At 44.3% G+C, this 25,404-nt stretch carries 26 protein-coding genes and 1 pseudogene; 7 read left to right on the forward strand and 20 right to left on the reverse strand.

All coding sequences use genetic code 11. The features are described from left to right. Positions 1-10: 10 nt before the first annotated feature. From LCM00_RS02795 to LCM00_RS02805, 3 genes are all read right to left on the reverse strand, one after another. Positions 11-664, reverse strand: a complete 654-nt coding sequence (locus LCM00_RS02795; protein WP_224897643.1) for a 2OG-Fe(II) oxygenase — start codon at positions 662-664, stop codon at positions 11-13. A gap of 197 nt (positions 665-861) precedes the next feature. Further along, positions 862-1,296, reverse strand: coding sequence for a cytidine deaminase (locus tag LCM00_RS02800; protein ID WP_224897645.1), 435 nt, complete (start codon positions 1,294-1,296; stop codon positions 862-864). A 34-nt stretch (positions 1,297-1,330) separates the two neighbouring features. Beyond that, positions 1,331-2,953 carry a lysylphosphatidylglycerol synthase domain-containing protein gene (locus tag LCM00_RS02805; protein ID WP_224897647.1) on the reverse strand — a complete coding sequence of 541 codons (1,623 nt, stop codon included), beginning with the start codon at positions 2,951-2,953 and terminating at the stop codon, positions 1,331-1,333. 168 nt (positions 2,954-3,121) lie between these two features. Here LCM00_RS02805 and LCM00_RS02810 point away from each other — a divergent pair, with 168 nt between their 5' ends. Continuing rightward, on the forward strand, positions 3,122-4,237 hold the full coding sequence (locus tag LCM00_RS02810) for a serine hydrolase (protein ID WP_224897649.1): 1,116 nt from the start codon (positions 3,122-3,124) through the stop codon (positions 4,235-4,237). 622 nt (positions 4,238-4,859) lie between these two features. Further along, the gene (locus tag LCM00_RS02815; RefSeq protein ID WP_009793433.1) at positions 4,860-5,183 is read left to right on the forward strand and encodes a hypothetical protein; all 324 of its coding nucleotides are present in this window, start codon (positions 4,860-4,862) and stop codon (positions 5,181-5,183) included. 268 nt (positions 5,184-5,451) lie between these two features. Here LCM00_RS02815 and LCM00_RS02820 read toward each other — a convergent pair. Beyond that, positions 5,452-5,948, reverse strand: a pseudogene (locus tag LCM00_RS02820) (NUDIX hydrolase). Between the two features lie 123 nt (positions 5,949-6,071). Here LCM00_RS02820 and LCM00_RS02825 point away from each other — a divergent pair. Beyond that, complete coding sequence (locus LCM00_RS02825) at positions 6,072-6,929, forward strand: hypothetical protein (RefSeq protein WP_224897651.1); 858 nt, start codon at positions 6,072-6,074, stop codon at positions 6,927-6,929. Positions 6,930-6,946: 17 nt separating this feature from the next. On the opposite strand, the gene LCM00_RS02830 is transcribed toward LCM00_RS02825, so the two are convergent. The 6 genes from LCM00_RS02830 to LCM00_RS02855 form a co-directional block, all read right to left on the reverse strand. Beyond that, on the reverse strand, positions 6,947-8,779 hold the full coding sequence (locus LCM00_RS02830; RefSeq protein ID WP_224897653.1) for an LTA synthase family protein: 1,833 nt from the start codon (positions 8,777-8,779) through the stop codon (positions 6,947-6,949). Beyond that, on the reverse strand, positions 8,766-10,379 hold the full coding sequence (locus LCM00_RS02835) for an aminotransferase class V-fold PLP-dependent enzyme (RefSeq protein ID WP_224897655.1): 1,614 nt from the start codon (positions 10,377-10,379) through the stop codon (positions 8,766-8,768). The genes LCM00_RS02830 and LCM00_RS02835 overlap by 14 nt, the downstream gene beginning before the upstream one ends. Before the next feature lie 234 nt (positions 10,380-10,613). Continuing rightward, complete coding sequence (locus tag LCM00_RS02840) at positions 10,614-10,814, reverse strand: hypothetical protein (protein WP_101548043.1); 201 nt, start codon at positions 10,812-10,814, stop codon at positions 10,614-10,616. Positions 10,815-10,871: 57 nt separating this feature from the next. Continuing rightward, entirely contained in the window at positions 10,872-11,447 is a 576-nt protein-coding gene (locus LCM00_RS02845; protein ID WP_224897657.1) for a histidine phosphatase family protein, read from the reverse strand. Next, complete coding sequence (locus LCM00_RS02850) at positions 11,440-12,012, reverse strand: GNAT family N-acetyltransferase (RefSeq protein ID WP_224897659.1); 573 nt, start codon at positions 12,010-12,012, stop codon at positions 11,440-11,442. Before LCM00_RS02850 ends, LCM00_RS02845 begins: the two co-directional genes overlap by 8 nt. Positions 12,013-12,059: 47 nt before the next feature. Next, on the reverse strand, positions 12,060-12,530 hold the full coding sequence (locus tag LCM00_RS02855) for a GNAT family N-acetyltransferase (protein ID WP_224897661.1): 471 nt from the start codon (positions 12,528-12,530) through the stop codon (positions 12,060-12,062). Between the two features lie 144 nt (positions 12,531-12,674). Between LCM00_RS02855 and LCM00_RS02860 the strand changes: the two genes are divergently transcribed. Next, positions 12,675-13,154, forward strand: coding sequence for a DinB family protein (locus LCM00_RS02860; protein ID WP_224897662.1), 480 nt, complete (start codon positions 12,675-12,677; stop codon positions 13,152-13,154). A gap of 80 nt (positions 13,155-13,234) precedes the next feature. Here LCM00_RS02860 and LCM00_RS02865 read toward each other — a convergent pair whose 3' ends face one another. Continuing rightward, complete coding sequence (locus LCM00_RS02865) at positions 13,235-13,438, reverse strand: hypothetical protein (RefSeq protein ID WP_224897665.1); 204 nt, start codon at positions 13,436-13,438, stop codon at positions 13,235-13,237. A gap of 340 nt (positions 13,439-13,778) precedes the next feature. Here LCM00_RS02865 and LCM00_RS02870 point away from each other — a divergent pair, with 340 nt between their 5' ends. The 3 genes from LCM00_RS02870 to LCM00_RS02880 all read left to right on the forward strand — a co-directional run bounded on the left by LCM00_RS02870 (position 13,779) and on the right by LCM00_RS02880 (position 16,486). Then, on the forward strand, positions 13,779-15,002 hold the full coding sequence (locus tag LCM00_RS02870; protein WP_224897667.1) for a Bcr/CflA family efflux MFS transporter: 1,224 nt from the start codon (positions 13,779-13,781) through the stop codon (positions 15,000-15,002). A gap of 305 nt (positions 15,003-15,307) precedes the next feature. Next, positions 15,308-15,925 (forward strand): DUF421 domain-containing protein, encoded by a 618-nt coding sequence (locus LCM00_RS02875; RefSeq protein ID WP_224897669.1) that lies wholly within the window; start codon positions 15,308-15,310, stop codon positions 15,923-15,925. After that, a complete protein-coding gene (locus LCM00_RS02880) occupies positions 15,926-16,486 on the forward strand; it encodes a membrane-spanning protein (RefSeq protein ID WP_224897671.1) in 561 nt (186 codons plus the stop codon). A gap of 31 nt (positions 16,487-16,517) precedes the next feature. On the opposite strand, the gene mgrA is transcribed toward LCM00_RS02880, so the two are convergent. From mgrA to LCM00_RS02925, 9 genes are all read right to left on the reverse strand, one after another. Beyond that, positions 16,518-17,510, reverse strand: coding sequence for an L-glyceraldehyde 3-phosphate reductase (gene mgrA, locus LCM00_RS02885; protein WP_224897672.1), 993 nt, complete (start codon positions 17,508-17,510; stop codon positions 16,518-16,520). 129 nt (positions 17,511-17,639) lie between these two features. Further along, positions 17,640-18,593: an ROK family protein gene (locus tag LCM00_RS02890; protein ID WP_224897674.1), complete on the reverse strand. Its 954-nt coding sequence runs from the start codon at positions 18,591-18,593 to the stop codon at positions 17,640-17,642. An 18-nt stretch (positions 18,594-18,611) separates the two neighbouring features. Continuing rightward, complete coding sequence (locus LCM00_RS02895) at positions 18,612-19,628, reverse strand: LacI family DNA-binding transcriptional regulator (protein WP_224897676.1); 1,017 nt, start codon at positions 19,626-19,628, stop codon at positions 18,612-18,614. A gap of 90 nt (positions 19,629-19,718) precedes the next feature. Further along, the gene (locus LCM00_RS02900) at positions 19,719-20,561 is read right to left on the reverse strand and encodes a carbohydrate ABC transporter permease (protein WP_374703140.1); all 843 of its coding nucleotides are present in this window, start codon (positions 20,559-20,561) and stop codon (positions 19,719-19,721) included. Then, positions 20,558-21,523, reverse strand: a complete 966-nt coding sequence (locus LCM00_RS02905; RefSeq protein WP_224897678.1) for a carbohydrate ABC transporter permease — start codon at positions 21,521-21,523, stop codon at positions 20,558-20,560. The genes LCM00_RS02900 and LCM00_RS02905 overlap by 4 nt, the downstream gene beginning before the upstream one ends. A 63-nt stretch (positions 21,524-21,586) precedes the next feature. After that, positions 21,587-22,897 carry an ABC transporter substrate-binding protein gene (locus LCM00_RS02910; protein WP_224897679.1) on the reverse strand — a complete coding sequence of 437 codons (1,311 nt, stop codon included), beginning with the start codon at positions 22,895-22,897 and terminating at the stop codon, positions 21,587-21,589. Next, positions 22,869-23,072, reverse strand: coding sequence for a hypothetical protein (locus LCM00_RS02915; RefSeq protein ID WP_224897682.1), 204 nt, complete (start codon positions 23,070-23,072; stop codon positions 22,869-22,871). The genes LCM00_RS02910 and LCM00_RS02915 overlap by 29 nt, the downstream gene beginning before the upstream one ends. A 179-nt stretch (positions 23,073-23,251) precedes the next feature. Next, positions 23,252-24,691, reverse strand: coding sequence for a glycoside hydrolase family 1 protein (locus LCM00_RS02920; RefSeq protein WP_224897684.1), 1,440 nt, complete (start codon positions 24,689-24,691; stop codon positions 23,252-23,254). 128 nt (positions 24,692-24,819) lie between these two features. After that, positions 24,820-25,404, reverse strand: coding sequence for a GNAT family N-acetyltransferase (locus LCM00_RS02925; RefSeq protein WP_224897686.1), 585 nt, complete (start codon positions 25,402-25,404; stop codon positions 24,820-24,822).

Raw genomic sequence — 25,404 nt, forward strand, 5'->3', positions numbered from 1 at the left:
TTATTCCGCTTTATAGCTTCTTCCTTCTCATCCACTGGGTGGCTGCCCACTTGCTTCCTTTAATTACAGGCGCCCCGCCATGGAGAGTCAGATCATTTAAATCCTGATTATCATAGAAGTATTCAAAATAAACTGCCGAGCCTTTTTGAGGGTTCACTGAAAAATTCAGCTTAGGGAAATATGTTTCCCCGCCTTCCTCGACATCATTCAGATACATAACAAGCGTGCTGATCCTTGGATTGCTTGCCGCTCTGCTGGTGGAAGAGAAAAAGTCAAAATGAGCCTTATATTCCTGCCCGATGTGATAATTCAGCATCTGCAGCCCCTCACCGTGTTCCACAGGAATGTTCATAATTTGCGACAGCCTTCTTTCAATCCTTGCTACCAGCTCATTTTCGCCTTCTTCAAAAAACATGCTGCTGCTCGTCCTGATATCGTCCACTGTGCGGGTGTTTCCGATTTTTGAACGCTTCAGCTTATCCTCGGACATCCTGATCAATCCGTCACATTCCTCATCACTCAGCACATTCCCCAATATTACAATCAGCGGTTCCTCTATTTTGGCAATGATATGAATCTCTCTATCTTCCGTTTTAATTTTATTACCAATATGATCAAAAATAGTCTGTTCTTTTATATGGGTTTCGTTTGCATCTATTTTCAACTTTCATCGTCCTCTTATTCAATTTTTAAATTTCTGAAATATTTGATAAATCAAAACCTGGAACCGCTGATATTGAGTATGCTGGCGTACTGGAAGCCCATCTTGAAATCTACTGAATTTCAACTTTATTTTACACTGATGCTGCATTAATTTCTATCATTTTATTGCTGGAAAGCCGATAATATATGCTTCAAAATTCAATCAGCATGCTGCATACCATACTTTTCAGGAAGCAGCTCCATCACATTGCATTTAACAAGTTTTCCCTGATAAGTAATAATAACATCCGCTTCTTTTCCATAGTCACTGATCAACTCCCGGCACATTCCACATGGAGCAACCACCCAGCAGTCCTCCATGTCTTCATGCGGATGAGGATGGGCGACTGCTACAATCGTCTGGAATTCATGCTCTCCTTCAGAAATAGATTTGCCTATCGCTATCGCTTCCCCGCAAACCGTTATCCTTCCTACATTCGCTTCAACATGGACAGCTGCAAAGGTTTTCCCAGTGGTTGTCCTGACAGCAGAACCTATATGATGGCGGCCATAACGGTAATTTTTCTTTATGACTTCCTCAGCGGCCTGGATCAGCTCATAATCTTCCTTCACTAGCGGTTTTGTCATAATCATTATCTTCTTTCCCCCATTTCCTCCAAGCTATTAATTATGAGGCCGAATTCCTCTGTCTCTTTGAAAATGTCTTTGACATATAAGGATGTGTGTCTTTTTCAGCCATAAAGCGAAACCCCATTTTATTAAATGCCACAGCAAGGCAAGTGCCTATCACAGCTGATGCAAAAAGCTCGCTGGGCTTTTTGACAAGTAAATCCCTGACTGGAGCGGGAATCACCATTCCCCCATACGGATGGTCAAAAAATCCTATCATAATATAAGAGGCAACAGTTCCCAAGGTTAAGCACCAGGTAATAAAAAATGCCTTCCATGAAAACGGAGAGCTGTCCCGGGAAAATTGTTTCTTGGAGCCCCGCAGCAGTGCAGCCATCCCCAGGAGAAATAAAGCCTCGCCCAGATCGATTCCTTTAAAAAAGGTAAAAACAGCTCCGCTTACAAGTACCATATAAGTCAGTATATAAGATGCTCTCACTTTCAGATAAATGCTCCTTGATAAGAGAAGCAGAGAAATCCCAGCTGTAACGGATAGCTGAAATGACAGGTTCAGCAGTGATTCAGAGAAAAGTTTTTCTGCAAACAGCATTTGTTCCAAACCTGCAGGAGCCCCGGCAGATATAAGCAGCAGTACCCCGCTAATGAACACCAGTACGGATAATGACCAATAGCTAAGATTTGCCACCAAGTAATTTGAAATCAAATTGTATTTTTTTATGAACCGGCCTGCCCTGGATTCCATAAACAGTTCTTTCGTCTGGACGGCTACTTCAGTAGATGCCAATATCAGTCCAATTATAAATGGAACTATATAATAAAATATCCGGTAAAACACCAATACGAGCAGAACACTGCCATCTTCAAGCCCGGCCTGCTGAAGGCCGATCATCACAATGATATCAAAGGCGCCTGCCCCTCCTGGCACAAGGCTCAAAGAACCTGCGACTGCACCAGCGACAAATATGGCTAGCACCAGATTAAAAGGAAGGCTAAAGCCTAAAACAACAGCTATTCCCCAAAGAAAGGCAGCCGCTGAAAACCATTCAAGCACGGAAGCCAGAACCGCCATCCCTGCCCATTTTCCTTCCCATGCCGTATTATTATTTCTTCTGACATAAAGGAAGATAAGATAGATTGGCAAAAAAGCAGCCATTCCCCAAAAGCCGGCATTCAGCCATGGATAAGCTTCCAGCACGGCTCCTTTGCCGTGGAAAGAAATTATTGAAATCAAAGACATTACAGACAATCCTGTCAGCATAAATGGAGTCAGCCAAATAATGCCGCCGAGAAGGCTTTTCGGATTTTTTGTATAGCCTTTGAGCAGAAAAGCGCGCAGGCTGGCACCAGCCACTCCGCCAAAGCCAACTACATTATTGATCGAGTTGGATATCCATGAAATCTTGGCTAAAGCCGGCAAAGAGATCTCCAGGTTCAGCTTTTTTGCAAGAATAGCATCATATGCTGTCAGTGCAGATACCGCTATCAGCCCTATCAGGAAAATTGACAGCAGCTGTGCAGGCGACAAACTTTTTATATCTATCAGCAAACTGGAGGGGTCAATTCTTCTAAGCTCGTTTTTCCCCTCATGGTAAATGAACAAAATGAGAATAACCGGCAATAGATACTTTGCCGCTTGGATTGCAAATTTCTTATTGAACATACGATAAGCCTCTTTTAATCAATTTGTCAGATTTTCTGGACATTTCCATCATATCGCAACTTCATCATAGGTTCACCCTATTTTTTTACATATCCTTCTATAAAACAATCCTATTTTTGAAACTTCTGCCTATTTTTTCCGTACAAATGATAAGAGGAGGGAAGTTTTTTGAAAATATTTCTGTGGATCGGCGGCGCCGTATTCCTTGCCGCCTGTATAGTAATTGCTATAGGAGCCTGGCTCTACATAAAGAATGTAAAGAAAGACGAACCGGATTACCTGATTAAATTCATTAAAGAGAATAAGGATAAAAAAGATGTTTCACTATTAATCAGCCATAATAAAGAAATATTAGCGAAAATTCATCCTGACAAAGCTCTGCCTTTGGCAAGCACCGTGAAATTCATTGTAGCAGTAGAATACGCGAAACAAGCAGCCGCTGGAAAAATCAACCCTGAACAGCAAGTCAGCCTGAAGGAGCTTGAAAGATACTATGTACCCAAAACAGACGGCGGCGGCCATAAAGCATGGCTATCTGAATTAAAAGCTAATAGTGCTTCACTGCAGCAGGTGGCGAAAGGCATGATCGCGTACAGCTCGAATGCGAACACAGATTATTTGATTGAATTGCTTGGACTTCACAAAATCAACTCAAATCTGGAAAGCTTGAATTTACAAAATCATGAACCTCTTTACCCGCTCGCCAGTTCCTTATTCATTCCAATAAAATTAATGGAAGAAAATAATCTGTCAAAAAAAGAAGCACTGGCCAAACTGAAGGTAATGCCATTACGTGAATACAGAGATATGGCAATTGACATTCACAGCTCCTGGCAGTCCGATCCCCCAACATCTGAAGAAAAAGCGCAGCTCCTTAAAAAGCTTGATATGGACTTTCAGCAGGTCTGGTCTGACAGGCTCCCAAGATCGACGGCTGCAGATTATGCTTCTCTTATGGAGAAACTGAACAGCAAATCTTACCTGGCAGAAGATATACATACTTATCTTGATCCTGTTCTCGAACAGCTGATGGAAGACTCCCGCAATCAGGAATGGCTTTTGCACGCAGGCCAGAAAGGCGGCTCAACTGCTTTTGTCCTAACAATGGCCATGTATGCGACAGATACAGATAACAATCAGACTGAAATTGCTTTTCTCTCAAACAATCTAAGTCCCAAAGAGCAGGCAAAACTCACACGTAATATGAACAGCTTCCAGCTGAAGCTGCTGAAAGATGAAAATTTCAGGGAAAAAGTACGCCGGGAGCTAAAAAATTTAAATTAACAACAAACTCTCCTGGGGCCGCTATAATTTTATTGAGATAACGGTTCTAGCTCTCTCCGCTGCAACCAATATTTTGGTTTTTCAGAGTAATAGCTGTCCTAGCTCTCTGTGCTGGAACCGCTATTTTGATTTTTCAGTGAAATAGCGGCTCTAGCTCTCTCCGCTGGAACCATTATTTTGGGTTTTCAGTGAAATAGCGGCTCTAGCTCTCTGTGCTGGAACCGTTATTTTGGTTTTTCAGAGAGATAGCGGTCCTAGCTCTCTCCGCTGGAACCATTATTTTGGTTTTTCAGTGAAATAGCGGCTCTAGCTCACTGCGCTGGAACCGTTATTTTGGTTTCTCAATGAAATAGCGGTATCGGCTCCCTCCCTTCCTTCCAATTTTTACTACTTTCAGAGAAACCATTTTCTTACCTCCCCCCTGAATCAAAAAAACAATATTTCGAGGATCTTTATTTCAGCTGAAAATCCGATGCTGCCGCGCACTTTTTAAATCGGCCTAGCACTAATCGAAAAAAATTTAATCAAATTGTAAATAAAATACTTTTTAAAGTAATAAAACAAGGGAATAAAATGAATAGATTACTACTCTACAAAATTTGAATTATCGGAGGGAATAACCATGAAAAAGTCGACAATGAACATGGCTGCAGGAATCCTGCTATCTGCTGGCGGAGCTGCACTGGCCATTGCGGCAATGAAGAAGCGCAGTGAAGAATCTGCCACAAATACAAGTACCTTTTCATACACAATCAAAGACGGCGTCATAGAGGACACGAGCATGCGGAACAGTGAGAGGATTGATCAGATTGAAAGTGTGGATGCCGATAAAGTGGATGCTGAAAAAGGACTCACCCAGTATGACTCAGCCTTAAGGGCAGAATGGGTAGCCAATGGATTCCCACAGACCCGGATGGAGATAGAACTGGAGGAACAGGACATCTAATGAAGGCCTAAAAAAGGACTGGCAGAGTCCTTTTTTTCTGGGATCCATAAGCTCTTTGCTCTCTTCTTAACCATTTATAACAAAACATAAATACCAGCTTAATATTTCCCTATTAATATAGAAATCAGCGGGGGCAGCATGCGTGGCTGCCATGGCATTTGGCGAAGGAGGAGCCAGGTGCAGGGACAATCCTTTAAAGGGGGCTGGAATTTATGTTTGAATTTGCTACAAGGCTGCTGATTCTTACGCCTTTTTTGATCCTGTTTCCTTAATCGCTGCTGTCAGATACAGCCATTATTCTTTCGCGCATTTTCCCCTTTTTATGGAAATTACATAGATAATCTTCTATGATTACTTTGTGGCTGCCCACCATTTTCTCCGGAAACTCATCTGGGTGGTAAAATTTAATATTCATCGATTCCTGCGGATCCATTTTCATCTCACCACTAAACGCTTCAGTAAAATATGCAATAGTGACTGCGTAAAATTGATCTCCATTTTCGGCCGTCACAAAATAATTCTTTCCCGAATAAACATTAATCAGCTTTAGAGAACCGGCTGTCAGGCCTGTTTCTTCCCATATCTCCCGCCTGCATGTTTCTTCTGCAGACTCCCCAAGTTCCATCAGCCGCCAGGCAGGCCCCATGACCCTGCCGGAAACACACTCTGCTGAAGCAGCAGCTGTCCCCTCTTATTAACCAATATCCCAACACAGCCTGTCAGAATAAGCGGCCTGTGGCCAACAATCTTCCTTAAATCTTCTATAAGCCCATTAGTGCGCCCCCATTCATGGTTTTTGTTTCTTAAAGCTTTTTTTTTATTGTAAAATACTCCCACGGGAGAGATCCCCTTTATGTTATATTGAAAAAAAAGCAGGAGGGCCTTGTTATGAAAATCACCAATACAATTCCTTTTTTTCTCGAAACAGAACATCTTTCCGCTGACTCTTTCAAGGAATACCATCGACAGTATCCTGATATTTTTGCACAGTATTTTCAGTATCACTGCAGGAATCATGAAGAACGCCTTCCTAGAAGCATTGAGCAGCTGCAGTCTCAAAAAAGCCATATTCAAAGAGTGCCGGAAAACATAATTCCCATTATTCAGGAGACAGCCACTCGGTTCAAAAAAGCTTATGGAGTCGGGTTTCCAATTGAAGTCAGCCTGATTGCCGGCTTTTACGGGTCAAATGCCTATACTTGGCGGCAAATCATCCCCAATATCACCTTTGCTCTGGAGCAGCTGACAGATGATAAAGAACATTTAAGAGCCATCGTTTCCCATGAATTCGGCCATGCTGCACAAAATATCCTCAGTGATCATGCTGGAATGAAGTGGAGGACCGTTACATGGGATAGTCCCCTCATCTGGATTAACCAGGAAGGCGCCGCCATCCATTTTTCACGCAAAATCGCTCCAGGCCTTCCCTCTTCCGTCTATTTCAGCTTCAATAATCAAAGTGATGGCTGGTTATCCTTTGCCAAGTCCCATGCCAATGAGATCAAAAAGGAATTTTACGAAGATTTCCAAAAGCATCAGCCTGAAGATCTATATAGGGAATGGTTTTCCATCCGGGGCGGTCAAACATTCGGGTATAGCAGGTTAGGCTACTTTATTGGAGATTTATTTTTCCGAAGCCAGATTGAACGGCTAGGTGAAGAAAGAGCGATCATTGCCTGGTGTAACACTGGTTTCCTCGATCAAGTGCAGATTTGGCTGGAAAGCAAAAAATCACTTTCAATCTGAAAGTGATTTCTTTGCGGCTACTTCAAGAATCTCAGCAGATCACCATTCACAACATCATCGGACATGCCAAGCTCTTTTCTGGCTTTTTCCAGATAAGGTTCACACTTGCTGATATCCGCTTCTTCCGCGGAGTCTACTTTCAAGCAGCTCCCGCTTTTATAAAGATAGTCCTCTGCAATGAAGCTTCCATCCCGGAATATGACTGGCTGATCGGGATTCCGGGAAAAAAGGTTGCGGCTGAAGCTGTAATCATCTTCAGGATTGATGCCGAGCAAATGAAGGAGCGTTGCTCTAATATCGATTTCGCCGCCTAGTGTAGATATCATTTTTCCTTCCTGCCCTGGAATATGGATGATCAGCGGGATCTTTTGCAGCTTCATCCGGTTGACAAGCGAATCTTCCTGCTCTAAAAGCTCCAGTACACCATGTTCATATTTGTCGGAAATGCCGTAATGATCCCCGTACAGCACAAACATCGTATTGTCGTATTCTCCACTGTCTTTCATTTCCTGGAAGAAGGTCTTGATCGCTTCATCCTGGTATCTCACTGTTGTGACATAGCGGTTTACCACCATCTCGCTTGTCTCAGCCTCAGGAATCAGCCGGTCCTCTTCCTCGAGCAGGAATGGAAAGTGGTTCGTTAATGTTATGAAGCGGGTGTAATACGGCTTTTCAAGGCTCTTTAAGTGCGGAATTGACTGCTGGAAGAACGGGATATCCTTGATCCCGTAGTTCACTGAATTTTCCTCTGTCACCTCATAATCACCTTTAGAGAAGAACCGGTCATAGCCAAGCGCCTTATACATGTCTTCCCTGTTCCAAAAAGAGGGCTCATTACCATGGAGGACCGCTGCCTTATAGCCTTTTTCATCTTTCAAAATATGCGGAAGACTTTTGTACGTATTCTCAAATTTCCGGACAAAAGCCGAGCCGCTGGACAAGGGATACAATCCATTATCGACCATGAACTCAGAGTCAGATGTTTTACCCTGGGCGGTCTGGTCATATAGATTATTGAAATAAAAGCTATCCTCTGCCAGCGAATTAAGAAACGGAGTGATTTCCTCACCTTTAACCTTTTGTTTAAGGACAAAGCCCTGAGTCGATTCCATGCTGATTAGGACAACATTCATTCCTGCGGCAGCGCCGAAATAATCGGATGGCTCCTCTGTCCTGCCGTTTACGTACTCAGCAGAAGCCTTGGCATCAGAGGCATCTGCAAATGCCTTTTGCAGGGGATATGATGCCGCTACGCCAATATCATATAGATGATACGGATACAGTCCTATATTTTTGACAAGCTGCGGACGGTTATATGATTCTGTGAAAAGATGCGGCGCATTTACAAGCCCGATCACTCCAGTCATGAAGAAAAGGGCGATGCAGGCAGCACCATACTGCCATGCCGTTTTTCCTGTCACTGTCATTTTTGTCAGCTTCTTTTTCCTGATTAAAAGAAAATATAATAGCAAATCAATGAACAGCAGCAGATCCCAGGGACTGATCAGTTCCAGGGTGCTCGGTCCGAGGCCGCCGACGTTTTTGAATTGGAAAAGAATCGGTACCGTGACGAAATCGGTATAAAAACGGTAATATAAAAGATCGGAATAAAGGATGCCAGTCAAGACCAGCATCATCAGCCATATTCCAGCAGGCTTCACTTTCCTTTTCCAAAATAGGCCGCCCCCGGTCAATAGCATCAGCAGCCCCAAGGGTGAAGTCGTGATTAGCATTACTTCAAGAAGGCTTGCAGCATGCAGATTAAAGCCGATGAAAGATACGACAGCTGTTTTGAGCCACATAAAGAGGACGGCTATCCATACCGGCGTCAAGTTCTTAAACTGTTTCATATTGATACCGTTTTTCGTTCTGTATTTCAAAAGCCTGTTCAAGGATGTTCAATGCCTCTGCCGCTTCTTGTTCGCCTATGCTTCCCATGAAAGCTGCCTGAATCCAATTCCTTTTCAGCAGATATTCACTTTCATAGCTGATCAGCACCCCTTTACTTTTGCAGTAATCACCTATTTTTCTGCTTGATTTAGTTTCCGGTACGAGTATTGTAATGATGCCCGGAGAGTAGCTCTCATCTCCAAGAACTTTCCACCCGTTCGCCTTCAGCCTTTCCCTTGCCTGCTTTCCAATCCTTGCTGTTTTTTCATAATCGGTGAGACTGCAAGCTTTGTTAAGCGCCTTGACGAGATTGGAAGAATGGGTATAGGGGATGCTTTCATGGTCCTGAAACATTTTCAGGTCCAAATATCTTGGTATATGACTGCCTCCAAGTATTTTCTCCCTGTGAAAAACAATCGCCAGACCAGGATAGGATCCGAATCCTTTGCCGCTGACCGATGATGCAAGATAGACTCCCTTCAGATCAACTGGCACAACACCTGCCGAGCTGCAGGCATCCACACATAGCTCAATCCCCCGGCGTCTGCATAGCTCCTTGAGTGAATCTATATCATATAAATAGCCTGTCGAAGTTTCACAGTGGACAGTCCAAATCCAGCTGATAGAAGGATTATCATTGATTGCCTGTTCAATTTCATTTAAATCGATCGGCTCATTCCATTCTTTTTCTATAGACTGAAATGATAGCCCCTGCCTTTTTGCATGGTCTATCAGCCGGAAGCCAAATTCCCCATTGGCAAGAATCAGCCCTCTTCCCGGAAAGCAGGAAAGCTGTGCAGCAACAACGTCATTGGAAAGGGTCCCTGTACCTACTACGACTTCTGCATGGACTGCCCCTGTCATGTGGCATAGACTGCTGCGGAGTTCATGAAGTTCTCTTTTAAACTCTTCGCTTCGGTGGGAAATGGCGGGATCTGAGAACGCCTTTTCAGCCTCCGGATGGATCGAAACCGGGCCTGGAAGCAAAGAAATCCTCTTCATCGGCTCTGTCTTTTTCGCCATCAGGCGTATAAAAGCTTTTGTCGAGCGTTCAAAATTTTCTTTCGTTAAATACATTGGCTGGAATCGAGCACCCTCTTCCCCTGTCAAAGGGCCGAAAGGGATGAAGCCAATCCTCCGATACAGCTTCAGCTGCCGGACCGTACCGGAAATAAGGGCCATCGTGTACCCCTTCTCTAAGCAGAACTGTACAAGCCTTTCGCACAAATGGTAAAAGACACGGCTGCTTCTGTAGGCTTTCTTGATTGATAACAGACGTACCTCGCAAGCTGTTCCCTTTACGGGGAGGCAGTCTTCAAGTGACTCAAGCTTATAATCAAGAGAAAAAGGCCTTTTGGCACGAATGGCAATCATGCCAACGACTTCCTCTCCCTTTTTGGCAATCATATATGTATTTTCCTGATGAAATTTATCAATCAATTCATTTTCATCATTTTTGCTGTGCTGCGGAATTTCCTCTACAAATGTTTGATAATTAAGCTGATGGATTTGTTCAAACTCGCTCTGTTCACTGGCAAGCTTATACGTTAAACTTTCCACAGTTAACCTCCTATGTAAGACATGATGATCCGGTTAGAATAGCTGAGCAGATAGGTTACGATAATTAGATTATAGACTACCTCGTAATACTATATATAATTTAACGAATAAAAAGAGTAAAAAGTTTCATTTTCTAACATATTTCTTCTTTTAGCCTTTCTATTAATATTGCAAACCGCGTAATAAAAAAAGAACCCGCTGTAAATCTGGGTTCACGATCTTTAAGGCGGCAATCTATTTTTTCCCGCCCCCGTTGTTCAGATAATTCGGCCTATACCGGTCATCATCCCTGGCAGAATACACAAAGCTTATCCCCATTGCAAATGTACCGAACATAAATCCAAATATATACCCGGCAGAATGGAATCCAGATACAAAGCTGACAATCGCCGCAGCAAGCAGAACCAGCAGAATAGACAAGAAAACCTTTCCCATTCTCAGCCCCTCCTTTTCCTTAATATACCATATCATATTTTTCAATAAACTTCCTGTTTAAAGTGCCTTTAAGTGACCCAATTCGTTATAGTACTCAACAAGCCACTCTTTTTCTTTGTATTTAAGGCTGCAGAAGCAGGCATTTTCAAGCTCCGTTATGCCAGAACCGATTACGCCTGAAGAAAGCAGTGACAGCAGGGCATTTATGGATGCTCCATGCGAAACAAGGATCACTCTTTTTCTGTGGTAATGCAGGCTGATTTTATCAAGCCCTTCCTTAAGCCGGGTGTTTTGGGCCTCTCTGCTTTCCATTTCCGGATAATCCCTGTCTGGAAAAAGAGCGTGCCGCTCATCAGCTGTAAGACCTTCGGCTCTTCCAAAACTTCTTTCAATGAATTCATCCATGATCACCAAAGGCTTCTTAAGCTTTCCGTTGATGATTTCCGCAGTCTGCCTGGCCCTTAAAAGGGGACTTGAAATGATAATATCCCAATTTTCATTGGCGAGACGATCCCTGCATGCTGCTGCCTGTCGGACACCCATCTCGTTTAACTCAATATCAGTCCTTCCCTGGATTTTGCCTTCAGCATTCCAGTCAGTCTGGCCATGGCGTACAAGGCAGATGTCAGTCATGTTCACTGCCTCCTGCAATTGAAGAGCACCTGTTTTGAGCGAGTCTCTTCCCCATAATAACGTAGGCAGTTCCCATCTGGTCAGGAAAAAAGGATTCCTTTACTGCTGTCCACCCAAGTGAGCGATACAATTGCCGGGCGGCAAAGTTATCATATTGTGTAGTAAGGATAGCTGTCTTATTTGATACTTTCTCCAGAAGGTTTTGTTCAAGAAGGCGGCCGATCCCCTGCTTTCTGCTGTCCGGATGCACGGCCAACTCCACCAGTTCAAAACAATCCTCCAGCCAGGTTAGTGTCTCTTTTTCCGAAAGCTCCCTTTCAATCAGTCCCCTGTAGTATTGACCTTCCAGTGAGTTGTAGCCATATGCGAACCCTGCCAATCTGGAATCACCCTCTAAAGCCATATACCCCTGGAAGCCGCCATAGCTTCCATGCCGTTTCAGTCTATTAAAAAAAGAGTCATCCTCTTTATTCCAGACCAGGTTATAGAGGTTTGCAGCTTCGACCAGGCTTCCTTCTTTGTTTTCCATTTTTTTCAGATAAAATTTCTGCTTATTAACATTCATGACTAATCCTCCCTCCCCTCATAAAAGCAGACACCCGTGCCAGCATCCTAATTTTTTGAAAAATATTCCATAGGCTCACTGCAATGTTTATAACCGTTCCTTCTATAAAACTCGATCCCTTCCTCACTCGGCCAGACGATGACGAATTCGTAATGATTTTCTTCTATCCACTCATTAATGGCCGTGATCAGCCTGCTTCCAATTCCTTTTCCGCGGTATCCTGGCACAGTATAGACATTGGTCATATAGGCGAAAGGATATGTAATTCGTCCAGGTCTTGGCACCTTTTGGATTCTTTCCAAGTATATATGTGATATTATTTTTCCCTGTTCTTCCGCAATCCAGATATACCATTGGCTTCCTCCAACAGCTTCCTCCAGAAATGTTCTGCATTCTTTCTGAAATTCCGGATAATCTTTTTCCGAAAAATTCCCCTCCTCATAATCTTCGAGCGTAAAGTCCCATCTCATTCTAATCAGCTGATCTATATCCTTTTTTTCTGCAAGCCTTATTTGCATTTTATAGCCTCCATATTTTCATTGAATACTGCTTCTTCGTCCGGCAGTATTGTTCCTTTATTTTAAAAAATACAGTGAATATTGGCAATTTTGTGCTAAAATAAATTCCATTCAAAAAATCTTATATAAAAAGGAGGCAAAAAAATGATCCATTTTTTCAACTATAACTGGCAGGTCAGGGATGAGTGGTTCCAATGGTGTGAGCAGCTGGAAGAGGATGAACTGCATAAGAAGCGGAGGGGCGGAGCCGGGAGCATACTTCATACACTGCTGCACATATCGGACGTAGAGTACAGCTGGATCCGTGCTATCCAAGGTCTGGGCGATACCATCGTTGATTTTGAAGAATATCGCAGTCTGACTGAGGCCAAGCAGCTCTCCGACTCTTTCCGGAGGAATATCAGAAGCTATTTTGCCAAGGGTCTGATAGAAGCGCCTGATTTTATCGTTTCCGTTCCATGGGATGATGACATTTTTAGCAAAAACGAAATCCTCCATCATATCATTGCACATGAGATCCATCATATTGGCCAGCTATCTGTATGGGCACGGGAACTGGGACTTGCGCCGGTGAGTGCGAATTTATTAGGCAGGGACTTGAAAACTGCCAGTTTCATAGACTAAATCTGCCAAATAACCATGACCTCTCTTTTTTACGTTTTAAAAAGAGAAAGGGTTTCTTTTTCAGAAAAATATTTTCATATTTATCGTTCCTCATCAATTCTGTGTCTGAAAGCAAATAAACGCCCCTGCAGGCGTTTATCACTCTCGGCTGGATCGCTCGTCATTTCACTGATCATGTTTCTGACATCCTCAATCATACTGTTGAAGGTTTGATCTACTGTGTCCAAAAGGGTGTTTTGACCTCTTTCCGCCGGCACGCCTGCTTGTTTTTCTTGTTTGTGCATGTATATCACCTCCCAACCATAGGATGTGTCAAAAAAAGCACCATAATGCACGGGAAAAATTCAGGGTGCCAAACTTCTGTTCATTTAAATAAGAGGCATTTGTCAGCATCATTATAGGCACTCTATGTATGACTTTCTTAAAGATTATATTTTTCTTATATTTAGGATCCTGGCTTGATTCAGCCTCCGCATTCTCACTTCGTTTTTACCATCTTCATTAGTTTTTACAGTGATTAAATCCAATCTATCATTCTCTGCTGGACATACCCCGCCCTGCTGGCGTATACTAGGCATATTTATGCAAGAAATAGCAGATTGCTGGAAAGAAAGGTTTGAGATCATGCTTCAAAATCCAACAGGGAGAGAAAGGCTTGCCCTGGCTTTTCTCCTTAGTTCATTAGGAATCTTAGGGCCGTTCAACATCGATATGTACTTACCGAGCTTTCCGGATATCGGCAGAGACCTGGATGCCTCTGCTTCCCTTGTACAGCTCAGCTTGACCGCCTGTCTGATGGGGCTCGCTGCCGGCCAGATGATCGTCGGGCCCATCAGTGATGCACAAGGCAGGAGGAAACCGCTTCTGATAGGGATTTCCCTCTTTAGCATTGCCTCATTATTCTGTGCTCTTGCCCCAAATATCACTACTTTTGTAGCTGCCCGTTTTTTTCAGGGGCTAACCGCTTCAGCGGGCATTGTCCTGTCGCGGGCAGTCGTGAGGGATGTGTTCAGCGGTACAGAGCTGACGAAGTTTTTCTCCTTATTAATGGTGATAAATGCTACCGCTCCGATGATTGCGCCTATGACCGGCGGCGCACTCCTTTTACTGCCATTCGCCAGCTGGCATACCATTTTTTACTTTTTATGTGCGCTTGGACTGGCTATCGTCACAATCATTTCCATACGCCTGCCTGAGACGCTTCCTGCTGAAAAACGCATTCCCAGCAGCCTGGGAGGCACAGTCAAGGCCATGGGCGGCTTGTTTAAGGACCGCTCTTTCATTGGATATGCCCTGATTGTCGGTTTTGTACATGGAGGAAGCTTTGCCTATGTATCCGGTACACCATTTGTTTACCAGGGAATATACGGCGTCTCTCCCCAGGTATTCAGCATTCTGTTCGGAATCAATGGGATTGCCATCATCACCGGGAGTTTTCTGATCGGCCGCCTCGCCGGCATTGTACCAGAAAGGGCCCTGCTTCGGACAGCCGTCTGCATCGCTGTCAGCGCGACTGCATTATTGCTCACTATGACCATCATTAAAGGGCCGCTGTTTATGCTGGTCATCCCTATCTTCATTTATATGACGTCCATAGGTATGATCCTTACCAGCTCCTTTACGCTGGCATTGAAAAATCAGGGGCACCGCGCAGGGAGCGCGAGCGCCGTCATTGGCATGATGCCGCTCCTCTTGGGCAGCCTCGTTTCCCCTCTTGTCGGAATCAATGAAGCATCCGCCGTACCGATGGGAAGCATTTTATTCACCACTTCCTTCATCGGGTTCATTCTGTTCTTCACATTAACGAAAGAAAAACAGTCCAATTTAAAGCTTAATCCGGAGGGGTGAATCCCTCCTTTTTTTTAATTTTGCTGGTGTTCCATTTTAAAGATGCCCCTTCAATTTTTACTCATATAAATGCTTCTGCAGAGGAATTCTACATAAATTGTTAACTTTTCTACAATAAAAAGAAATGATTCTACATAAAAAAGAGAGAATTCTACATTAATTTGAAGTTATTCTGCCAAAAATACATATTTTCCCAAAAACATACCGCTTAGAATGCCACATGCCCGTCTGTACAGCAAGAATGAATATATTCATGTTGAACTGCAGATGACTATGTTAAAAGGTTTTTCTGAAGGGTGATGTAAATGGATTTGAATTGGATATGGAAATCGATATTGATCGTATTGGCAGGCACCCTGCTGCTCAGGATCGCCGGCAGAAAATCAATATCCCAAATGACACTTGCCCAGACTGTAATCATGATTGGAATAGGCTCCTTATTGATACAGCCGCTCGCCGGAAAAAATATTTGGACAACAATCATTGTGGGAGCAATTCTTGTAGTAACCCTGGTAGTCATGGAGCTTTTACAGGTAAAGTTTGATAAAGTGGAGAAATTCATTACCGGAAGAGCAAAAGTATTGATCAACAATGGGAAACTTGATGAGAAAGGCCTTAAAAAGGTTAGATTGACGGTTGACCAGCTGGAGATGAAACTCAGGCAGAACAATGTGTCCAGCCTGCAGGATGTAAAATGGGCAACATTAGAGCCTAACGGGCAAATTGGATTCGAGCTGAAGGAAGAAGCAAAGCCTGCATTAAAAAAAGATCTACAAATGCTTCAGCAGCAAATGAACCAAATGATTATGCTCCTGAAAGGGAGTGCAGTACCTATGCCTCCCAATGACTCATCTAAGCAGGATCTATTTACAGAAGTGGCGAGAAAATCCCATACTACAGAGCCGCCAAAGCATCTTCAGTAGATGGCGGCTAAAAATAGGCTTATAGTTATTCTTTCAACTGTTTATGTGGTCTTTTTTGCGGCCTTATGTATTTTTTATCTTTTTAAAGACGATTCCTCCCGCTGGCAGGTAGCTCTCGGAGGAATCATCGTAAGCGCACTTCCCTTATTACTGATTTTATTAAAAAAACCGTTCCCGACCGCCCTGGTCTTCGGCTATTTTTTGTTCGTATTCTGCTCCATCTATCTGGGGTCGATCAAGAGCTTCTATCTCAAATATGCCTGGTGGGATAGCACGCTTCACCTTTATAAAGGAATCTTTGCGGGCATAGCTGCCGTCTTTATCTTTAAGGTATTATCCGGGGGAAAAGGAAATTCCCGCTCACTTTTATTCCTTTTCAGCTTTTCCTTGTCTGCTGCAGCCAGCATCCTCTGGGAAATCTATGAGTTTGCCGGCGACCAGCTTATCACGGAAACGATGCAGCGCGGCGGAAATAAAGATACCATGATAGATCTCATTGCCGGCACTTCAGGTGCATTATTAGCAGGAATATACAATATCTTGAGGTTCAGGAAACTATAACGGCCGGCTCCAGAAGGAACCGGCCGAAAATTCAGCTTTTTAGTATATCTTCGATGCTGTTAAGCTCTTCGGCAGTAAATTCCAGATTATTCAGTGCAGCGACATTTTCTTCAATCTGTGAAACCCTGCTTGCACCGATCAAAGCAGATGTTACTCTCCCACCGCGAAGGACCCAAGCAAGAGACATTTGTGCAAGGCTCTGTCCGCGTTCGGATGCTAGTTCATGCAGCTTCCTGACTTTTTCAATTGTCTGCTCTGTTACCTGGTCCCCTTGAAGCGCACCGGTCTTGCTGGCAGCCCTGCTGTCCTCGGGTATCCCGCTGATATACTTATTCGTCAAAAGCCCCTGAGCGAGCGGACAGAAGGCGATTGATCCCACACCATTCTCCTCCAGTACATCCTGTAGGCCGTCCTCAATCCAGCGGTTCAGCATAGAGTAGCTTGGCTGGTGGATGACGAGCGGCGTCCCGAGCCTGTTCATGATTTTCACTGCTTCTTCTGTCTGTTCTGCGGAATAGCTGCTGATACCGACATATAAAGCTTTTCCCTGCCTTACAATAGAATCCAAAGCACCCATTGTTTCCTCTAAAGGTGTATCCGGGTCAGGGCGATGAGAGTAGAAAATATCCACATAATCCAGCCCCATCCGCTTTAGGCTCTGATCAAGGCTAGAGATGAGGTACTTCCTGCTTCCCCACTCCCCATATGGCCCAGGCCACATATAATAGCCAGCCTTCGTTGAAATGATCATTTCATCCCTGTAAGGAGCAAAGTCGGACTTCATCATCCTGCCGAACATTTCTTCAGCCGAGCCTGCTGGAGGACCGTAGTTATTAGCCAGGTCGAAATGAGTGATGCCAAGGTCAAATGCACGCCTGAGCATCTGCCTCCCATTTTCATATGTATCTGTTCCGCCGAAATTATGCCACAACCCAAGGGAAATGGCCGGGAGCCGGAGTCCTGAGCGTCCGCTCCGATTGTATTTCATAGAATTATAGCGTTTTTCATCTGCAAGGTACACCATCAATCTTCCTCCTTTAAGCAATACTGGCAGTTCATTATCATATTAAACGCTTTCACAGCGCTTCACAAAAAAACTGCCCGTGCCGATTTTTTTAAAATGAAAAAATAAAGATTAGCCGGAAACTAATCTTTATCTTATATCCAACACTTTATCTTTCGCTTTCTGTCGCTGTAAAAAGTGGTACAGCGCCCCAATCAGATTGGAGTCGTTTCCAAACCGGCACACCTCTGCTTTTACATCGAGCGAGTGGATATCCGATTTCATGCTTGATAGGACTCGATTGATTCTTTCGCAAAAATCATGGCGTCCAGATATCGCACCTCCGATAAGGATCTTTTCAGGATCGATGATATAGTGAAGATTCAGAATGCCGACTGCCAGGCGTTTGAAGAAGCGCTCTATTTCTTCCTGGATTTCTTTGTCTCCACCCTCTGCCATCTCAAACACTTTCCGGCCATCAAGGGTATCAGGATCCATTCCTTTTCTTGCTGCTGCAATATTGACAAGTGCCCCAGTGGCACCAAGATCGCTCCAGCTTCTTCCTAAAGGCTTGTCTAAATAATCCTCCATGATCATATAACCGAACTCTCCGCCATGGAAGCTCGCTCCATGCCTGACTTTTTTGTCCAGTACAATGGCCCCGCCGATCCCCGTCCCGATGACGATGCAGATATAATCCCGGACATCCTTTGCAGCACCGATCCAGCCTTCTGCAAGGCCGGCACAGTTTGCGTCATTTTCCAGCTCTGCCGGAAGCCCTGTCCTTTTCTCCACCAGCTCCCGGATATTGGGGCCATGAACATATGGGACGGCGCTTGCGCCATGAATAGTACCGCTTACTACATCGACGGCCCCAGGCATGCTCATCGCAATTCCTTCTACAGGGCTGATAAAGCTGATTTCTTCGACAGCTTTTCCGATCGTTTCAATAAATGCTTCTATACCTTCCTTTGGAGTCGGGATTGATGACTTTTTTATAATGCTGCCCGATTCATCCATCAAGGCATATTTAATGGATGAGCCCCCTACATCAAATGCTGCATAATTTCGCAATGCTCCTACCCCCATATATCCTTCCGCCAAAGGATCATTTTCCTTCTATTACAGATGTGTTCCGCAGGATTCCCTGATAATCAGCTCAGAGTCAATCAGGGCAGGCCTCGGCTGGGATTTGCCGTTGATGAGATCGTTCAGCATATAAGCCGACAGTTTCCCGAATTTCTCTTTATCCTGTTTCACAGTCGACAGCTTGGGATCGCTGTAGCGGCAGGCGGCAATATCATCGCAGCCAATCACCCTGATATCTTCTGGAACGGTAAGACCCGCTTCCTTGATGGCCCTTAGTGCTCCGAGCGCCATTAAATCGGAGGCTGCAAAAACAGCTTCAGGCTTCCTTTTCCCTTCAAGGATCCTTTTCATGCACTCATAGCCGCTGTCTTCATGATAATCTCCGTATTGAATCCAGTCTTCCCTGATTTCCAGGCCGAACTGGTTCATAGCCTCCAGGAAACCCTTCTTCCGCAAATTGGAAATGACAGATCCCTTCATTCCTCCGATGAAACCAACATCCCTGACCGAATTGAGGTAAAGATGCTCAATGACCTTTCGGGAAAGATTCACGTTATCAGTCATGACAAAGGCTGATTTCGGGCCGGACAGTTCAATGTCGATTCCGATGCATGGAAAATCAGCCTTAGCGAGCTCATGTACCGCTTCCTCCACTTCTTCTCCCGCAATAACGAGACAGCCATCCACATTGAAATGTTTGCATCTTGCCATATAGCTCCCATTGTCCTGCCGGAAGTTTTCGTTGGAGAACATGAGGATATCATAGCCCAGCATGCCGATATTCTTTTTAAAAGAAGAAATGACTTCGTTGAAATAAGGGTGGGTCATGTCAACATTGATCTTGCCGGCATAAATCAGGCCAATAAGATTGGATTTTTTTGTGGCAAGCGACCGTGCTGAAAAATTTGGTTCATAATCCATCTCAAGGATAACATCCATAACCTTTTTCTTTGTTCTTTCGCTGATGCCTCCGTAATTATTAATGACCTTTGAAACGGTTGCGGCAGAGACGCCCGCAATTTCCGCAATATTCTTTATCGTTAGGCTCATGAGAATCCCTTCTGCTTCCAAATTATGTTCTATATTACTAGATTACTAGCTGTTTCCTTCCGTTTCAATCTCCAGATAAGAAAGCTCCGATTATTTTACAGAGCCTTCTGTAATGCTGGAAATGAAAAGCTTGTTAAACATCAGGAATATGACCAATAGGGGCACCGTAGCCCAGAATACACCTGACATGATCATCCCAAAATCAATATTATGTGTGTTGCTGAGATTAGCGAGCGCTACCTGGATGGTATACATCTCCGGATCCCTGAGCACCGTGAACTGCCAGAGGAACTCGCCCCATACTGCAGTAAACACAATGATTCCAAGAGTTGCAAATGCAGGCAGGATGATCGGCAGGACAATGCTTCTGTATATCCTGAAGTTTGAGCAGCCATCCAGCTTGGCAGCTTCTATTAATTCATCCGGCACAGCTTCGTTCACATATTGCCTCATAAGGAATATCCCCAGAGGATTCAGGAAGAACAGGAGCATCACCCCGGGAAGCGTATCCAGAAGTCCAGCTTTGGAAATCAGGAAATATTGGGGGATCAGGCCGAGCTGCGGCGGAATAATCATTGTTACCAGGATTGAAATGAATAGAATATTCTTCCCGGGAAACTTGAATTTAGCAAATGCGAAACCGGCCAGCGAACTGATGGCCAAAACCACGAGCGTAACTACAACACAAATGATAAAGGAATTCCACATAGCGTTGAAAAAATCAATATTGCTCAGTACTTTCTTGAAATTGTCCACCAGCAGATTCCCAGGTGTTAAAGTAGGCGGAATGGTGTTGTATGCAGAGCTTGGACTTGTCGCCATTACAAACATCCAGTAAAAAGGGAAAAGGGAGACTAAAGAAGCAATGCCCAGAAACAAGTAGATCGGCAGATTCCCTTTTCTGGGTTTCTTTTTGGCAGTGTTCATGCTCATTTTGTTGCCCTCCTTTTGCCCCGACCATATCCGGATGTCAGCATAGTATTGATGGTTGCAAAAGCAGCGATGATGACAAGCAGAATGATGGCTGTTGCAGATGCTGTGCCAAATGATTGAAGCTTGAACGCATCCCGGTACAAATACATAACAATCGTCATTGCTTCATCCCTCGAAAATGCCCCGGCACCAAGGAATACAGTAGGCTCTGAGAACAGCTGGAGCGCACCGACAGTAGAGAAGAAGACAGTCAGGAGAATGAAAGGCTTCAGCAGCGGAAGTGTAATGTAAAACAGCTGCTGCGTTTTGCTTGCTCCATCGATTGTTGCCGCCTCGTACAAGTCGTTCGGAATACTTTGGATCCCCGCCAGGAAAATGATCGTATTATAGCCGACCCATCTCCAGAAAACCATAATGGAAATCGCGATTTTTGTTCCCCATTCGGAAGCTCCCCAGTTGACCGGATCAAAGCCGAAAAGGCCCAATACATAGTTGGCCAGCGAGGTTTCATGATTGCTGAAGAGGACGCTGAAGATCAGGGCCACTGCCACCATGGAGGTGATGTAAGGCATAAAAATCGTTACCCGGAAAAAATTTTTAAACCGGATGAACGTGAGATTGAGCAGAAAGGCCAGGATGATTCCGACAATCAGCTGGGGCGCTGTTCCTAAAAGCCCCATCACAATCGTATTGTAAACCGATTTCCAAAAAAGCGGATCTTCCAGTACTATCTTGAAGTTATTCAGGCCGGCAAACGTCATTGGGCTTAGCCCGTTCCATTTCTGAAAAGCCAGGTACAAGCTGAATAGGGCCGGATAAAGGCCGATGATGGCAAAAATGATAAAAAAAGGTGCTATATATAAATAGCCGGATATCATATCTTTCTTTGATTCAGACAGACGCTTCTTTGTTCCACTCATGCGGGCTGTACTCGCCTTGCTTTCTTTGGCAGCTGTTTGCATGTTTCCGCCTCTTTTCTATGCATAAATCAGGAAATGGCTCAAAGCCATTTCCCCTTTAATACCTTATCTTCCTAATAAGTCTTTTGCCCGTTTGATGGCAGCTTTCCATTCTTTTTCAGGATCTTTGCCATTCTGGACATTCTTCAGGGCATTTACAACCTCCTGATGAACCGGGAAGTATTTTTCGCCTTTAAATACAGCACCTTCGATATCCTGGGCAGCGTTTGCAAATACTGACGAAGTTACCTGGCCGCCGAAGAATTCATCTTCATTGGATTTGAAGTCATCCATGTCATAAACAGATGGTGCAGATGGGAAGAGGCCTTTGCTCTGGAAAGATTCAAGCTGCTGTTCAGGCGCAACAAGCCACTCGATGAAGTCATAAGCCGCCTGTGCATTTTTGGTTTCCTTCGGTACAGCTATATAAGAACCGCCCCAGTTTGCAGCGAATTCCTTCGGCAGTGTGGCTACTCTCCACTTGCCTACTGCATCCGGCGCATTGCCTTCCATCCAGCCCTTCAGCCAGCCAGCTCCAAGCTCTGCTGCAAATTCGCCTTTATTGACTGCGTTGGACCATTCTGGAGACCACATGTCATACTTTCCTACAATGCCTAATTCATTGAGCTTAACCGCATAATCATAAGCTTCCTTGACAGCATTTCCATCTTCTTCAAGAAGAAGCTCTCCATCAGGATTCAGATAAGTACTTTCTGCTGCATCCAAATATGCACGGTAGGCCATTTCGATGCTGTCGACAAATGGCTTTCCTGTCTTTTCCTTCAATTGCTGGCCAGCTTCCTGGAAAGCTTCTGGCGAATTGATGAGTGACTCAACCTCGGCAGGCTCTGTCGGAAGACCGGCTTCCTCGAATAGGTCAACACGATAATACAAGGCCTTTGGTCCGATATCGGTCGGCATGCCGAACAGGAAGTCTCCATCCGCATTCTCCCCGCCCTTCCATTTCCAATCCAGATACTGGTCCTGAACATCCTTGGCACCTAAATCATATAAATTTTCAAATCGGTCCTGGGCAGCCTTGAACCGGTCAAACTGGTCAATTTCCAGCATAGCGATGTCTGGCGCACCGCTGCCGGCTGACAATGCAGTAAATAAGGCATCATGGTGATCTGCGGTCTCTGATGATTTCACTTTGATTTTGACATTCGGATTTTCTTCTGTATATTTCTTTGCAAGCTCCTCATAATTGGTTGCTCCGAAAGTCCAGAAGCTCAAGGTTACGTCGCCGCCGCCATCTGATCCTCCGGATGAAGTTTCCTCGCCGCTGCATGCTGCAAGCGATAATGCAAGAACTGATGATGCTCCGAATGCCGCTATTTTTTTTAGGCTATTCCATTTCAAGTGAATCTCCCCCATTATTGTTAAGTAATTTGAACCATCCTTTTGAGAACCTGCCTAATTCTGCCTTCAGCCACCCCCTGCAAAAGAATTCCAGAACCTGTTTAACTTTAATAAGTATGGAAACCGGTTTCCGTTTTCTGCGGAAACCGCTTTCATTTGTTATTATAAGAGCCTGTATTTCAGAAATCAACTATATTTTAGAAAATTTAGTTAATTATTTTTCGGAAAATTAGATTAAAATAATGATATTTCCTTGATTTTTTTTAAAATCACTCTATTATTCTGCAGTAATCAAGTGTTTTACCCTCTAAATAGAAACCGTTTTCCAAAATAAAAAGAGAGCATAACGCCCTCTTTTTATTAGTTGGCCTATAATGTTTCTCCATTGCTTTTTATTACTTCGCTATACCAATAAAAACTCTTCTTTTTAGTTCTTTGAAGGTCATGCTCCCCTTCTTCATGCTGATTGACATATACAAACCCATAACGTTTCTGGAATCCGTTCAGCCAGCTCAGCAGGTCAGTAAATGACCAGACGCAATAGCCAAGCAGCTCCACTCCATCGGAAATGGCTTCCTGCATGGACTGGATATGAGAGCGGATAAAAGCAATCCGATATTCATCATTCACCGTGCCATCTTCTTCAAGCTTGTCGAACTCTCCCAGTCCATTCTCACTGATTAATACAGGAAGCTGGTATCTGCTTGTGATCCGGCGGAGTGCTACACGCAGCCCTTGCGGATCAATTGTCCAGTCCCAGTTCGTTTTTTCCAGGGACGGGTTGTCAGCCGTTCTATATAAGCCAGGAATACCTGAGGCTTTAGTGGTCCCTTTTTTGCCGGTAGTATTCATTTCACCTTCTGCTGTGCCGCCTTCCAGCGGATTCGCTTCAAAGGTTGCTGTCTGATAATAATTCAGTCCCATAAAGTCAGGCTTACCTGCCTGCAAAAGCTCCCAGTCCCCCGCTTCCACTACAGGGGCGAGCCCTTCATTCTCTAAATAGTTCCAGGCTGTTTTCGGGTACTTGCCCCATGCGTAGACATCCATCCACCAGTGGCTGTTCAGCTCTTCTGCGTTTTCACTGGCAATGATATCCTTTGGTTCAGGAGAACGCGGGTAAGAAGGCGTGTACGCAAAGCTGGGTCCAATTTTCCCTTCCGGCACAAGATTACGAAATGCTTTTATAACACTGGCATTGGCCAGGTTGGCATGGTGATTCACCTGGTAAAAAAGCTTGTCATCCTTGATTCCAGGCGGATGCATGGCATTACGGTAACCAAACATCGTGAAAATATTCTGCTCATTCAGGCTGACCCAATATTTGACCTTATCGCCGAAACGCCTGAACAGCTCTGTACTGTAAGCCGTGAAGTCTTCAATGATCCCCCGGGATTCCCAGCCGCCGTATTCCTCCTGCAGTGCCTGCGGCAGATCCCAGTGATAAAGAGTAACGATGGGTTCAATATCATGTTTGATCAGCTCATTAATCAGTGAATCATAAAATTCGATGCCCTTTTCATTCACTTTGCCCTTTCCTTCAGGAAAGATTCTAGTCCAGGCAACTGAAAAACGGTATGCCTTCAATCCCATTTGAGCCATCAGCTGCACATCTTCTTTAAAGTGCCGGTAATGGCCTACTGCCACATCGCCAGTCGTCCCTTTAAATGTCTTGCCGGGAATCCGGACAAATTTATCCCAATTGGAAAGACCTTTGCCATCTTCATTCCAGGCACCTTCTACCTGATAGGCTGCAGAAGCAGCCCCCCAAAGGAAATTCTGCGGAAAAGCCTTCAATTCTTTATGTATCATTTTCACTGCCCCTTTCTTTTTATTGAAACCGGTTTCCTAAAATAGTATAGCAAATTCTGATAAAACAATATATTCAGAAATATACTTCTGCATAATTTTTTATAAAAAAAGAACCGCTTAGGGCGGCTCTAAATAGTTCTGCTATGTAAAATATCATCTGTTTCTCTGCTTGCATACTCTTTTTTCAGGAGACCGTATACTATATGGTCTACATAATGATCATAGAGCCATTCTGCATCCCGTATAATGCCTTCTTCCGTGAAACCGTGCCGTTTTGGCAATGCCCGGCTTTTCATATTGCCGGCAGCAGCCCTTACTTCAATCCGGTTCAGGCCTGCTTCTGAGAATCCATATTCTATAAGGGCTGAAAAAGCTCTGTTCATGATTCCTTTTCCCTGATACTTCTCACCAAGCCAGTAGCCTATAACGCCGATTTTGTGAATCCCGCTGATTTCATTGAAACCAATCGTACCGGCAATCTTCCCCTTGTAAATGATGGCCGCAGCCTGGGGGTGATTTCCATTCTTCTCATACGCACTGAGAGAAGATTGAATAAAATCTGCTGAATCTTCTGCTGTCTTGGTATAATCCAGCCATCCCAGCCATTCTTTTAAATATTCCTTTGACTCGATTGTCAGATTAAAAAGTTCTTCAGCATCCTCCTGCTGATAAAGCCTGAGTGAAATTTCAGCATCCAAATCCAGATGAAACAT

It is taken from the genome of Bacillus infantis (assembly GCF_020171945.1).
GTDB lineage: Bacteria > Bacillota > Bacilli > Bacillales > Cytobacillaceae > Bacillus_AB > Bacillus_AB infantis_A.